The organism is Nocardia carnea NBRC 14403 (assembly GCF_000308515.1).
GTDB classification, from domain to species: Bacteria; Actinomycetota; Actinomycetes; order Mycobacteriales; family Mycobacteriaceae; genus Nocardia; species Nocardia carnea.
Window position 1 is genome coordinate 87,853 of record NZ_BAFV01000040.1, and the last position, 12,919, is coordinate 100,771.

General features: G+C 66.3%; 15 protein-coding genes. 12 read left to right on the forward strand and 3 right to left on the reverse strand.

What is annotated here, in order from left to right; genetic code table 11:
* The first annotated feature begins 26 nt into the window (after positions 1 to 26).
* From ON22_RS15145 to ON22_RS15155, 3 genes are read left to right on the forward strand one after another with little or no spacing between them, the layout of a single operon-like run.
* The gene (locus ON22_RS15145) at positions 27 to 1,409 is read left to right on the forward strand and encodes an MFS transporter (protein ID WP_033242624.1); all 1,383 of its coding nucleotides are present in this window, start codon (positions 27 to 29) and stop codon (positions 1,407 to 1,409) included.
* Positions 1,406 to 2,152, forward strand: coding sequence for a 3-hydroxybutyrate dehydrogenase (locus ON22_RS15150; protein ID WP_033242623.1), 747 nt, complete (start codon positions 1,406 to 1,408; stop codon positions 2,150 to 2,152). Before ON22_RS15145 ends, ON22_RS15150 begins: the two co-directional genes overlap by 4 nt.
* A gap of 30 nt (positions 2,153 to 2,182) precedes the next feature.
* Entirely contained in the window at positions 2,183 to 2,515 is a 333-nt protein-coding gene (locus tag ON22_RS15155; protein ID WP_033242622.1) for a glyoxalase superfamily protein, read from the forward strand.
* A 21-nt stretch (positions 2,516 to 2,536) separates the two neighbouring features.
* Here the strand turns inward: ON22_RS15155 and ON22_RS15160 are convergent, their stop codons facing one another.
* Entirely contained in the window at positions 2,537 to 3,676 is a 1,140-nt protein-coding gene (locus tag ON22_RS15160) for an acyl-CoA dehydrogenase family protein (RefSeq protein ID WP_033242621.1), read from the reverse strand.
* A 101-nt stretch (positions 3,677 to 3,777) separates the two neighbouring features.
* Here ON22_RS15160 and ON22_RS15165 point away from each other — a divergent pair, with 101 nt between their 5' ends.
* A complete protein-coding gene (locus ON22_RS15165) occupies positions 3,778 to 4,356 on the forward strand; it encodes a TetR/AcrR family transcriptional regulator (RefSeq protein WP_033242990.1) in 579 nt (192 codons plus the stop codon).
* Positions 4,357 to 4,377: 21 nt separating this feature from the next.
* Here ON22_RS15165 and ON22_RS15170 read toward each other — a convergent pair whose 3' ends face one another.
* Both ON22_RS15170 and ON22_RS15175 read right to left on the reverse strand, forming a co-directional pair.
* Entirely contained in the window at positions 4,378 to 5,130 is a 753-nt protein-coding gene (locus tag ON22_RS15170; protein WP_033242620.1) for an isocitrate lyase/PEP mutase family protein, read from the reverse strand.
* 45 nt (positions 5,131 to 5,175) lie between these two features.
* On the reverse strand, positions 5,176 to 5,823 hold the full coding sequence (locus tag ON22_RS15175; protein WP_051157655.1) for a TetR/AcrR family transcriptional regulator: 648 nt from the start codon (positions 5,821 to 5,823) through the stop codon (positions 5,176 to 5,178).
* A 271-nt stretch (positions 5,824 to 6,094) separates the two neighbouring features.
* On the opposite strand from ON22_RS15175, the gene ON22_RS15180 reads away from it, so the two are divergent.
* The 8 genes from ON22_RS15180 to ON22_RS15215 all read left to right on the forward strand — a co-directional run bounded on the left by ON22_RS15180 (position 6,095) and on the right by ON22_RS15215 (position 12,916).
* Positions 6,095 to 6,883: an SDR family NAD(P)-dependent oxidoreductase gene (locus tag ON22_RS15180; RefSeq protein ID WP_051157656.1), complete on the forward strand. Its 789-nt coding sequence runs from the start codon at positions 6,095 to 6,097 to the stop codon at positions 6,881 to 6,883.
* Positions 6,880 to 7,488, forward strand: coding sequence for a carboxymuconolactone decarboxylase family protein (locus ON22_RS15185; RefSeq protein WP_051157657.1), 609 nt, complete (start codon positions 6,880 to 6,882; stop codon positions 7,486 to 7,488). The genes ON22_RS15180 and ON22_RS15185 overlap by 4 nt, the downstream gene beginning before the upstream one ends.
* Positions 7,489 to 7,490: 2 nt before the next feature.
* Positions 7,491 to 8,759, forward strand: coding sequence for an aromatic ring-hydroxylating oxygenase subunit alpha (locus tag ON22_RS15190; RefSeq protein WP_033242619.1), 1,269 nt, complete (start codon positions 7,491 to 7,493; stop codon positions 8,757 to 8,759).
* Between the two features lie 5 nt (positions 8,760 to 8,764).
* Entirely contained in the window at positions 8,765 to 9,100 is a 336-nt protein-coding gene (locus ON22_RS15195; RefSeq protein WP_033242986.1) for a hypothetical protein, read from the forward strand.
* A gap of 52 nt (positions 9,101 to 9,152) precedes the next feature.
* Positions 9,153 to 9,995, forward strand: coding sequence for a TauD/TfdA dioxygenase family protein (locus ON22_RS15200; RefSeq protein ID WP_033242618.1), 843 nt, complete (start codon positions 9,153 to 9,155; stop codon positions 9,993 to 9,995).
* A gap of 64 nt (positions 9,996 to 10,059) precedes the next feature.
* Entirely contained in the window at positions 10,060 to 11,334 is a 1,275-nt protein-coding gene (locus ON22_RS15205) for an aromatic ring-hydroxylating oxygenase subunit alpha (RefSeq protein ID WP_033242617.1), read from the forward strand.
* On the forward strand, positions 11,331 to 11,657 hold the full coding sequence (locus tag ON22_RS15210) for a hypothetical protein (RefSeq protein ID WP_033242616.1): 327 nt from the start codon (positions 11,331 to 11,333) through the stop codon (positions 11,655 to 11,657). The genes ON22_RS15205 and ON22_RS15210 overlap by 4 nt, the downstream gene beginning before the upstream one ends.
* Positions 11,654 to 12,916: a metal-dependent hydrolase family protein gene (locus tag ON22_RS15215; protein WP_033242615.1), complete on the forward strand. Its 1,263-nt coding sequence runs from the start codon at positions 11,654 to 11,656 to the stop codon at positions 12,914 to 12,916. The genes ON22_RS15210 and ON22_RS15215 overlap by 4 nt, the downstream gene beginning before the upstream one ends.
* The last annotated feature ends 3 nt before the right edge of the window (positions 12,917 to 12,919 follow it).

Below are 12,919 nucleotides of genomic sequence, written 5' to 3' on the forward strand. Positions count from 1 at the left end.
GGCCGCCGGCGCGAAGGAGAACTGCCATGCGGGAGCACAGCCCCGGACCCGATGCGGTCGACGCGAAGGACATCGATTCCGGCGGCCTGCGGCGGGTGGTCGCCGCGTCGATGGCGGGCACGGTCGTGGAGTGGTACGAGTTCTTCCTCTACGGCACGGCCGCCACACTGGTGTTCAGCAAGGTGTTCTTCGCCGAGAGCACCAGCGATCTGGACGCCATCCTCGCCGCGTTCGTCACCTACGCGGTCGGGTTCGTGGCGCGCCCGCTGGGCGGTGTGGTCTTCGGGCACTACGGCGACAAGTACGGCCGCAAGAAGCTGCTCCAGTTCAGTCTCGTCCTGGTCGGCGCCGCAACCTTCCTGATGGGCTGCCTGCCGACCTTCGGGCAGATCGGTTACTGGGCACCGGCCCTACTGGTGACCCTGCGGTTCATCCAGGGTTTCGCGGTGGGGGGCGAATGGGGCGGCGCGGTGCTGCTGGTCGCCGAGCACAGCCCCAGCCGCAGCCGCGGCTTCTGGGCGAGCTGGCCGCAGGCGGGGGTGCCGGCGGGCAATCTGCTGGCCACGGTGGTGCTGCTGGTGCTCACGACGACCTTGTCCGACGAGGCGTTCCTCGGCTGGGGCTGGCGGGTCGCGTTCTGGCTGTCGGCGGTGGTGGTGCTGATCGGCTACTACATCCGCACCAAGATCACCGACGCGCCCATCTTCGTCGCGGCGCAGCACGAGGCCGAGGAGCTCGAGGCCGGCTCGCTCAGTGTCGTCGAGGTGCTGCGCCGGTACCCGCGCGGCGTGTTCACCGCCATGGGTCTGCGTTTCGGCGAAAACATCATGTACTACCTGGTCGTCACCTTCACCATCACCTACCTGAAGGTGGAAGTGGGCACCGATACCTCGGTGATCCTGTGGTGGCTGCTCGCCGCGCACGCGGTGCATTTCGTGGTGATTCCGCTGGTGGGCAACCTGTCCGACCGCTTCGGCCGGCGACCGGTCTATCTGGTCGGCGCGGTTACGGCGGGTACCTGGGGTTTCTTCGCCTTCCCGATGATGGACAGCGGTAACAACCTGGTCATCGTCTCCGCCATCATCATCGGCCTGGTCTTCCACGCCCTCATGTACGCCGGGCAGCCCGCGCTCATGGCCGAGATGTTCCCGACTCGGATGCGCTATTCCGGTGTGTCCCTGGGCTACCAGGTCACCTCGATCGTGGCGGGCTCGCTGGCGCCGATCATCGCCGTCCGGCTGCTGGACACCTACGGCTCCGCGGTGCCGATCGCCTGGTACCTGGCGGGTGCGGCGGCGGTCAGCGCGATCGCCGCGTTGGTCGCGCGGGAAACGAAGGGGCTGAGCTTGGAGAGCGTCGACCGCGCCGACGCCGAAAGCCTGGCCCCGGCCGAAGTCCCCGCGCGATGAGTGATCTGGCGGGACGCAATGCCCTGGTCACCGGTGCCGCGAGCGGTATCGGGGCGGCCTGCGCCCGGGCGCTCGCGGCACGCGGAGCCACGGTCACCGTGGCCGATATCGATACCGCCGGCGCCGAGGCAGTGGCCGCGGAACTCGGCGGCACGGCATGGGCGGTCGACCTGCTCGACGTCACAGCCCTGGAAAACCTGACCCTCGACACCGATATCCTGGTGAACAACGCCGGCGTACAGCACATCAGCCCGATCCAGGATTTCGCACCCCAGCGTTTCCGCCAGCTACTCACGCTGATGGTCGAGGCCCCGTTCCTGCTGGTGCGTGCCGGCTTACCGCATATGTATCGGCAGGGCTGGGGTCGCATCATCAACGTCTCCTCGGTCCACGGCCTGCGTGCCTCGCCGTACAAGGCCGCCTATGTGACGGCAAAACACGGGCTGGAGGGGTTGTCGAAAGTGACTGCCCTCGAGGGCGGCCCGCACGGCGTGACGAGCAACTGCGTGAACCCGGGGTACGTCCGCACACCGTTGGTGGACAAACAGATCGCGGATCAAGCGGAAGCACACGGAATTCCCGAACAGGAGGTGCTGGACAAGATCCTGCTCACCGAAAGCGCGATCAAACGCCTCGTGGAACCGGACGAAGTCGCCGCGCTGGTGAGCTGGCTGGCGTCCCCGGAGGCGGGCATGGTCACCGGCGCGGCCTACACGATGGACGGCGGATGGAGCGCGCGATGAGGGCGCGCTCCGATCTGCGACCATTACCACATGGAGGAAGAAGTCATCCCGATTCTCCGCGTCGCGGACGCCGCCGCAGCAGTCGAGTGGTACGAGCGACTCGGTTTCGCCGCGGAGTGGGAGCACCGCTTCGCACCGGAGCTTCCGGCGTTCGTCGAGATCGCACGGGGCAGCGTGCGGCTGTTCTTATCGGAGCACTCGGGGGACGCTCGCCCAGATACCTTGATCTACCTCCGTGTTCGAGATGTCGGTGCCATTGCGTCGGAATTCGGCGTGCCGACCGAAGAGGCGCCGTGGGCACGGGAAATCGAGCTGCGCGACCCGGACGGAAACCGGCTCCGGATCGGCACGCCCACAAAGTGAACCCGGGCAGCGACGGTCCGGTCAGCCGGCGAGGTGGCGGCTGATGACCAGGCGCTGAATCTGGTTGGTGCCCTCGAAGATCTGGGTGATTTTGGCTTCCCGCATATAGCGTTCGACCCGGAAGTCCCGGGTGTAGCCGTAGCCGCCGAGTACCTGCACGGCGTCGGTGGTGACCTTCATCGCGGCGTCGGTGGCAACAAGTTTGGCCACCGAGGCGTTGCGGGAGTACGGCAGTCCCGCATCACGGCGGCGGGCGGCGTCGATATAGGTGGCGCGGGCCGAATCCACGGCGGCGGCCATATCGGCGAGCAGGAAACCCAGCCCTTGATGGTCGATGATCTTGCGTCCGAACGCTGTCCGCTCCTGTGCGTACGCCACGGCCTCGTCGAGCGCGGCCTGCGCGAGCCCGACCGCGACCGCGGCGATTCCGAGCCGGCCGGAATCCAAGGCGCTGAACGCGATCTGCAGCCCCTGCCCCTCGGTGCCGATCCGGCGTTCGTCCGGGACGAAGGCGTCGTCGTAGTGGGCAGAGGTGGTGGGCACGGCGTGCAGGCCCATCTTCTCCTCCGGTTTGCCGAAGCTCAGCCCGGGAGTGTCGCGCGGCACCAGGAAACACGAGATCCCTTTGGACCCCTCCCCCGTGCGCGCGAACAGGTTGTAGAAATCGGCGATACCGCCGTGGGTGATCCACGCCTTCGAACCGTTGACCCGGTATCCACCGTCGACCGCGGTCGCCTTGCACGCGAGCGCCGCGGCATCCGACCCGGCCTGCGGTTCGGACAGGCTGTAGGCGCCGACCGTGGCACCGCCCAGCATCTCGGGTAGCCAGCGCCGCTTCTGTTCCTCGGTGCCGAATGCCATCAGCGGATGGCAGGACAGGCTGTGCACACTCACCGCCACCGCGACCGCGGCCCAGCGCGCGGCGATCTCCTCGAGCACCTGCAGATACACCTCGTAGGGCTGCCCACCGCCACCCCATTCCTCCGGGTACGGCAGGCTCAGCAGACCTGCTTCGCCGAGTGTGGCGAATACGCCTTCGGGATAGGTCTCCGTCTTTTCGTGCTCGTCGACGATCGGGGCCAGGACCTTATCGGCCACATCGCGGGTCAGCCCGATGAGATCGCGTGCCTCGTCGGTGGGCAGGAGTCGATCGACAGCCACAGAAATCTCCTCGCGGCGATACGCAGAACAGTACTCGGATGTCGGCCACAGTACTGCCCGCCGATCAGTACTGCAAGAAGTTCCCCAGTACTATCACCGGCATGGAGCAGCGTGCGACCTTCGCGACCACCCGCCGTACCGAACTGTTCGACGCCCTCGTCGCACTGTTGCTGGCCGAGGGCTTCGCACACCTGACCCTCGACACCATCGCCGCCCGGCTCAAATGCTCGAAATCCACCCTCTATACCCTCGCCGGCAGCAAGGAACAGCTGGTCACCGCCGCGACCGTACATTTCTTCAAACGCGCCACCGCCACCGTGGAGACCGAGGTCGCCGCGGCGACCGGAGCACGCGAGCGCATCACCACCTACCTCACCGCCGTGGGGGAAGCACTCGCTGTGGCCTCGGATCGGTTCATGACCGACCTCGACCACTTCACTCCGGCACGCGAGGTCTACGAACGCAACACCCGTATCGCCGCGCGCCGCGTTCAGGAACTCATCGACGAGGGTGTCTCGGCCCGCGAGTTCCGCGGCGTCCACGCCGCCTTCGCCGCCGATCTGGCCGCAACGATGATGGTCCGTATCCAGCAGGGCGGCGTCCGCGCCCGCACCGGCCTGGACGACAGCGCCGCCTACCGCGAACTCGCGGCCGTCCTCACCCACGGCATCAGCGCTTAACCCTTTCCGGTGGAACCCAGGTCAGGTCCAGCGCGCCAGCAGTCCGTTGGCGGTCTCGGCGAGTGCCCGCTGCAGAAGCGGGCCGAAACTGACCCGCGCGACCCCTGCTTCGGCGAGGACGGCCCGGTCGCCCTTGTCCGGAAATGCCACGGCGTTCACCGGGAGCGGCAGTTCGGCACAGAGGCGCCGCAGCGTTTCGGGGTCGTGGAAGCCGACCGGGTACAGCACATCCGCACCTGCTTCGGCGGCCAGCCGCAATCGGTCCACGGCACGTTCGACGCGATCGGCCTCGTCACCGATCCCACGCAGGAACAGATCGGTCCGCGCGTTCACCACCAGCGGTACCCCGGCGCCGTCGGCGGCCTGCCGTAGTGCGCCGACGAAGTCTGCGTGCTCCTGGGCTTCGCGCAGCCGGCCACCTTCACCGTGCACGGTGTCCTCGATATTGAGACCCACCACGCCCGCCTCGATCAGCCCTTCGACCAGTTGCGCCGGCTCCAGGCCGTAGCCGGACTCGATATCCAGCGACACCGGGATATCGACCGCCGCAGTGATTTCCCGGACGCGCCCCAGCACTTCGGTGAAGGACATCCCCTCACCGTCGGACCGGCCCAGCGAATCGGCCAGCGGATGACTACCGACCGTCACCCCTCGGAATCCGGCCTGCTGTACCAGCTGCGCCGACCAGGCGTCCCAGACCGTCGGCAGGATCACGGGATCACCGGGCCGGTGGAGGGTGCGGAATGCGGCGGCCTTCTCGGACAATGACGTCATAGCGGTGGCCCATTTCTCGGGAGACGAAGATCCGGCATGCCCACACTACTGCGCCGGGGATCCCGCGCCGCCGCGCGGCACGCCCCCGTCGTCGCCGGTGGCCCGGGGCCCTTCCACTTGTTCGAGGAATTCCTCTACCACGGCGGTGATCTCGGCGTGACCGGCATCGATATCGAAGGCTTCCTCGATCCGCAGGAACCGGGAGACGCTCGACATCAGCATGACCAGCGTCAGCGGGGTCCACGGCCCCGGGGCACGGCCGCGCAATGCGCCGGAGACGATCTCCAGCTGCAGTTCGCGAAATCTCTTCGACGACTGCGCGATTTCGGAGCGGATGGACGGCCGATGCGTGGCCAGCGAGACGAATTCCATGGTCAGCGCCGTGCGGGATTGGTGATGGATGGCATCCCAGAGCGCCCATAAGGGTTGTTCGGACTCCCCCGCCTCGAGCAGGCGCTGGTAACTACGTTCGGAGCCGCGGCGGAAGAGGGCGACGAACAAGCTGTCCATATTTCCGAAGTAGTAGTAGACCAGCGCGGGATTCACACCCGCGCGGGCGCCGAGGCGCCGCGAGCTCACCGCCGCGTAACCGTCCTCGAGCATGATCTGCTGGGCCGCATCGAGTAACGCCGAGCGCGACGAAAGGCTTCCGTTCCCCGCCTCCGCGTCGGCCGGCCTTCGGCTTTCCTCCATGGCACCTCCTTGTTCGACCGCTGCGGTCGCGGTCCCTACCGAACGACTCCGGCCGGCCTCACCGACTCCTCGATCTTAGAAACCGCCCAGGTAGGGCGGCCGGATCGGCCCACGACGCGGACCTCCGGCGGCGTAACCGGGCCTGTTCAGGCCACTTTCGGACCTTGACAGCCGGAGAGCCCCGTCCGTATAACTTTAATCACCCGCTTAATTAAGCAGTCGATTAAGACGCCGGATCGCCCGGCGACCGTTGTAGCGCGGAGGGAACACCATGGTTCGTGCCCACGTGGCGAAGGCCGCGAATTACCCCGGCGGAACGAACAGGGTCGCCGTGGTCACCGGCGGCGCTTCGGGGATGGGAGCCGCCATCTGCGCACGGCTCGCCGCGACCGGTGATCGCGTCGCCGTATTCGACCGTGACGGCGCGGGTGCGCAGCGGGTCGCCGAGGAGCTGCGGTCCGGCGGCGGGATCGCGATGGGCTGCGAAGTGGATGTCACCGACCGGGCCGGCGTGGAGGAAGCGCTGCGCAAGGTGCGTGCCGAATGGGGTCCCGTGCAGGTACTGGTCACCAGCGCCGGGGTGTTCGCATTCGAACCGTTCACCGATATCTCCATCGAGTCCTGGAACCGGATCATCGATATCAACCTCACCGGCACATTCCACTGCGTGCAGGCGGTGATTCCCGACATGCTGGAAGCGGGCTGGGGGCGGATCGTCACGATCTCCTCGTCCAGCGCCCAGCGGGGGTCGCCGAACATGGTCCACTACACCGCCTCCAAGGGCGCCGTGATCGCCATGACCAAAGCGCTGGCCCGCGAGTACGCCGCCTGCGGGATCACGGTGAACACCATTCCCCCGTCGGGGATCGACACACCGATGTCGCGTGGTTCCCAGGCGGCAGGCCATCTCCCGGACAGCGCGACCATGGCCCGGGCCATCCCGGTCGGCTACCTCGGCAACGGTGACGATATCGCCGCGACCTGCACTTTCCTCTGTTCCGAGGAGGCCCGGTTCATCACCGGCCAGGTGGTGGGCGTCAACGGCGGGTCCGTCATATGACCACCGTCGACCCCCGCCTCACCCCGCTCCCCGCCGCGGACTGGACCGAACAGGGACGTGCCATGTTGCGGGGCCGGTTGAAACGCGCCGACCAGTACCTGTCCGGGGATTCGGACGCACCGCCGCTGCCCAATATTCTCGGGATCCTGGGACATCACCCGGAACTGGGCGGTGCGTGGCTGGCGTACAACGGACTACTACTGGAGCGCGCCACGCTCGATCCCCGGTTGCGTGAACTCGCGATCCTGCGGGTCGCCTGGCAGACCCGGTCGGCCTACGAATGGGACCAGCACTCCCGCATGGCGCAGGATCTGGGTATCACCGTCGGCACGATCGAAGATATCGCCTGCGGCGAGACAGCCCACTGGCCCGAGGTGGACCGGCTGGTTCTGGCCGCCACGGACGAACTACTCGACCGGTACCGGGTCTGCGACAGCACCTGGACCGCCCTCACCGCGCATCTCGACACCCGGCAGTTGCTCGAACTGCTCTTCGTGGCCGGCTCCTATCTGTGCCTGGCGCTGGTGACCAACAGTGTCGATCTGCAACCGGACCCGCCTGCCGGATCCGCGACGACAGCCCACGACTCCGTACGGGAGGAATGATCATGGCGCGCTGGCCGAAACCGCCGGAAGGCACCTGGACCCAGCACTATCCGGACCTCGGCACCGGCCCGGTCTCGTTCGAGGATTCGATCTCGCCGGAGTTCTACGAGCTGGAGCGGGAAGCGATCTTCAAACGGGCCTGGCTCAATATCGGCCGGGTGGAGCAGGTGCCGCGGGTCGGCAGCTATTTCACCAAGGAGATCCATATCGCCCGTACCTCGGTGATCGTGGTGCGCGATCGTGATCAGCAAGTGCGGGCCTTCTACAACGTGTGCCGCCACCGCGGCAACAAACTGGTCTGGAACGAGGATCCCCGGGCGGAGACATCGGGGACGTGCCGCCAGTTCACCTGCAAATACCATGGATGGCGTTACGGCATCGACGGGGAACTGGCCTTCGTGCAGCAGGAGGGCGAGTTCTTCGACCTGGACAAGTCGGAGCTCGGCCTGGTTCCGGTGCATTGCGAGGTGTGGGCCGGGTTCGTCTTCGTGAATCTGGCCCCCGAACCTCCGCAGACTCTGCGGGAATTCCTGGGCCCGATGGTGACCGCGCTGGAGGACTACCCGTTCGACCGGATGACCGAATGGTATGAGTTCCGGGCCGAGAACCAGAGCAACTGGAAACTGTTCGCCGACGCGTTCCAGGAGTACTACCACGTCCCCGGCCTGCATTCGCAGCAGGTGCCGGGCCCGGTGCGCAATCCGGAGCCGAATTTCGAATGCGCGCATTTCCAGGTCGATGGACCGCACCGGGTGGTCAGCACCGGCGGCGTCCGCCGCTGGACACTGCCGCCGGAGTTCATGTATCCGATCGAGCGGGCCACCCGCAGCGGACTCGTGGGCCCGTGGGAATCCCCCGATATCGGCGAACTCCCGGCGGGCATCAACCCGGGCCGCGTCGAGCCGTGGGGTATCGACAATTTCCAGATCTTCCCGAATCTCGAAATCCTGTTCTACCGCGGCTGGTATCTCATCTATCGCTACTGGCCCACCTCGTACAACAGTCACCTGTTCGAGGGGGTCCTGTGCTATCAGCCCGCCCGGACCGTGCGTGAGCGAGTGGAGCACGAGGTGTCCTCGGTGGTGTTCAAGGAATTCGCCCTGCAGGACGCCGGAATGCTCACCGGTACCCAGACCGCACTCGAATCCGCCTACCGCACCGCGCGGATCACCGACTATCCGGTGAACGACCAGGAGATCCTGGTCCGGCATTTCCACAAGATGGTCGCGGACTGGGTGGGCGACTATCGCGGCGCACGGGCGGGGGTGTGATTCCGATGGCGCAGAACATGTTGCCGCCGGCGTTCGCCGAGTTCGAGCGGTTCGCACCGATCTGGTGCCTGGCCACCGAAACCGAGCGCTGGGAACGCCGGATGAACAGCTCGATGGACGAACTGAACGAGTTCTACGCGGCGTTCTTCCCTCGGCTGGAGGAAGCGATCGCCTACTGCGACAAATTCCCCCTCGACGATCTGCCCGACGAGGTGCTGCATCTGCTGCAGCTCATTTATTCGCTGGCGCTGGTGGCCATGGCGGTCGAAATTTTCCTGCGGCCCCGGCCGGTCGACAGCGCCGACGCGGAGCTGGCACGGATCGCGGAGCCGTGGCCGTGAACCGGCAGACGAATCGGTCACCCGAACCGACGCCCGAACGAGCGGAACACTCATGACCACTGTCACTGTCGAGAAACTGAACCACGAGATCGGCGCCGAAATCGTCGGCCTCGACGCGGATCGGATGGTATCGGACCCTACCGTTTCCGCGCTGGTGCTCGACGCCCTGGAAGCCAACGGCGTGCTGGTGTTCCGGGGCCTGCATCTGGAACCGGAGGCGCAGGTGGCGTTCTGCCGCACACTCGGTGAGATCGACACTTCGGCCGGGCATCATCCCGTCAGCGGGATCTACCGGGTGAGCCTGGATACCAGCAAGAACTCCTCCGCGAGCTATCTGCGCGGCACCTTCGACTGGCATATCGATGGCTGCACCCCCAAGGACGATGCCTACCCGCAGATGGCCACCGTCCTGTCGGCGAAAGCCGTGGCCGTGAGCGGCGGGGAAACCGAATTCGCCAGCACCTACCGGGCCTACGACCGGCTCTCCGACGAGGAGAAGACGCAGCTGCGCACGTTACGGGTCCTGCATTCGCTGGAGGCATCCCAGCGCCCTGTCACCGCCGACCCCACACCCGAGCAGCTGAAGTACTGGCGGCGCTGGCCGACCCGGGATCATCCGCTGGTCTGGACCCACAAGTCCGGGCGCCGTTCCCTCGTCCTCGGCACCTCCACCGATCATGTGATCGGCATGGACCGCGCCCGGGGCCGCGCCCTGCTCGACGACCTCCTCGCCCGCTGTACCGCGCCCGAACGGGTGTACCGCCACGAATGGTCGGTGGGCGACACCGTGATCTGGGACAACCGCGGTGTCATCCATCGCGCCGCCCCCTATCCCGAGAACTCCCCCCGGGAGATGCTGCGCACCACCGTCCTCGGTGACGAGCCGATCCAGTAGCCACTCCCGCCGGCGACCGGCCCGTCGTCGCCGCCCGATCCGAATCACCGCAAGGAGCACCACCATGGCGCGCTGGCCCAAACCCGCCGAAGGCAGCTGGACACAGCATTATCCCGAACTCGGCACCGCGCCGATGTCGTACGAGGACTCGATTTCGCCGGAAGTCTACGAACTCGAACGCGAGGCGATTTTCAAGAAGGCGTGGCTGAACATCGGCCGGGTGGAGCAACTTCCGCGCGTCGGCAGTTATTTCACCAAGGAGATCCACGCCGCCTGGACATCGGTGATCGTGGTGCGCGACAAGCAGAAAGAGGTGCGCGCATTCTTCAATATCTGCCGGCATCGCGGAAACAAACTGGTATGGAACGAGCTGCCGCGCGAAGAGGTCTCGGGAACCTGCCGGCAGTTCACCTGTAAGTACCACGGCTGGCGTTACGGGTTGGACGGCGAACTGACCTTCGTCCAGCAGGAGGGCGAATTCTTCGACCTCGACAAGAAGGATTACGGTCTCGCCCCGGTGCATTGCGAGGTGTGGGCGGGGTTCATCTTCGTGAATCTGGCGCCGGAACCGGAACAGTCGCTGCGGGAATTCCTCGGCCCGATGATCACCGATCTCGACGGCTACCCCTTCGACCAGCTCACCGAACGGTATTCCTACCGTTCCGAAGTGGGGGCGAACTGGAAGCTCTATATGGACGCGTTCGCGGAGTTCTACCACGCCGCGGTTCTGCACGGGAATCAGTCGCCGGACAACTTTTCCGCGGCCGCGCAGGCCGCCGGTTTCGAGGCACCGCACTATCAGCTGCAGGGCCCGCACCGTATGGTCAGCACGTCCGGTGTGGTGACCTGGGAACTCGACCCCTCCATGCGTAAACCCATGGAGGACATCACCCGCGGCGGGCTGTTCGGCCCCTGGGATGTTCCGGATCTCGGCGAACTGCCACCCGGGGTCAATCCGGCGAAATGCGATCCGTGGGGCCTGGATTCCTTCCAGTTGTTCCCCAATTTCGTGATCCTGATCTGGTCGAGCGGCTGGTATCTCACCTACCACTATTGGCCGACCTCCTACAACACCCATATCTTCGAGGGCAATCTGTATTTCGCGCCGGCCCGCACACCGCGCGATCGGGTCGCGCACGAGATGACAGCCGTAACGTTCAAGGAATACGGCCTGCAGGATGCCAGCACCCTCGAGGCGACGCAGATGATGCTGGAATCCCGCGCGGTGACCCGTTTCCCGCTGAACGATCAGGAGATTCTGCTCCGCCACCTGCACAAGACCGCGGCCGAATGGGTCGACGACCACCGTAACCAGCAGACAGGAGCGGCCCAGCGATGAGCGCACTGCCCGCCGAATTCGCCGATCTCGAACCGTTTTCCGAATGGTGCCTGGCCACCGAAGGGGAACGGTATGCCAAACGCATGGCCTCCTCGATGGAGGATATGCAGCGCTTCTACGACGCGATCACCCCGCGTGCCGAGGCCGCACTGACCTACCTCGACGAGGTCGGCCTCGACGATATGCCCGACGACGCCGTGAATCTGCTGCAACTGCTGTATTCCATGATCATGGTCTCCTTCCCGGTGGAAGTGTGGAACCAGCCGTGGATACCCGACGCCAGTCACGCGTCGATGGACTGCGTGATCGAGCCCGCACCATGAGCGGCGCGGCGACCGTGCTGCGGGCGGCCCGCCGGCTCGATATCGACGCCGGGGTCCTCCGCTCCCCCGCGGTGATCGTGGTGCGGGACGGGTTGATCGAGGCAATCGACCCGCCCGCCGTCCCGGATGGCGCCACCGAACTCGACCTCGGCGACGTCACCCTGTTACCGGGCCTGATGGATATGGAGATCAACCTGCTCATCGGGGGACCCGACAACCCCACCGGGCTGCCGAACCCCATGCACGGGGTCCAGGACGATCCCGTGTACCGGACGCTGCGCGGCACCGTCAATGCGCGAACCACTTTGATGGCCGGGTTCACCACGGTGCGCAATCTCGGCCTGATGGTGAAAACCGGCGGGTACCTGCTGGATGTCGATCTCGGCCGGGCGATCGAACAGGGCTGGTTCCCCGGCCCGCGGATCGTTTCCGCCGGGCATGCGATCACCCCGACCGGCGGGCATCTCGACCCCACCATGTTCCAGAAACTCGCCCCGCACATCATGCCGATGTCGGTGCAGGAGGGGATGGCCGACGGTGTGTCCGCGGTGCGCGCGGCGACCCGGTACCAGATCAAATACGGTGCGGGCGTTATCAAGATCTCCGCGTCGGGCGGGGTGATGTCGCACAGCACCGCCCCGGGCACCCAGCAGTATTCGGACGAAGAACTCGCCGCCATCGTCGACGAAGCCCATCGCGCCGGGATCAAGGTCGCCGCCCACGCCCACGGCGACGCGGGGATCCGCGCCTGTATCCGGGCGGGCGTGGACTGTATCGAACACGGGTCGCTGGCCTCCGACGACACCGTGCAGATGATGGTGGACCACGGCACCTTCCTGGTGCCGACCAGCTATCTGTCCGAAGGACTCGATACGTCCAAAGCCCCACCGGCGCTGCAGCGCAAGGCAGCCCAGGTCTTTCCCAAAGCCCGGCACATGCTCGGCAGAGCCATCGAGGCCGGCGTGAAGATCGCCTGCGGCACCGATGCGCCCGCAGTGCCGCACGGGCAGAACGCCAAGGAACTGTGGGCGCTGGTCGACCGCGGTATGACCCCCGTGCAGGCGATTCGCGCGGCCACCGTGACCAGCGCCGAACTGGTCGATGCCGACGACCGCGGCCGGCTCGCCCCCGGCCTGCTCGCCGATATCATCGCCGTTCCCGGCGACCCCACCCGCGATATCACCGCCCTGGAGCAGGTGCGGTTCGTCATGAAAGACGGCGTCGTCCACAAGAACGAACCGGTCACCGCACCGAACTGAACC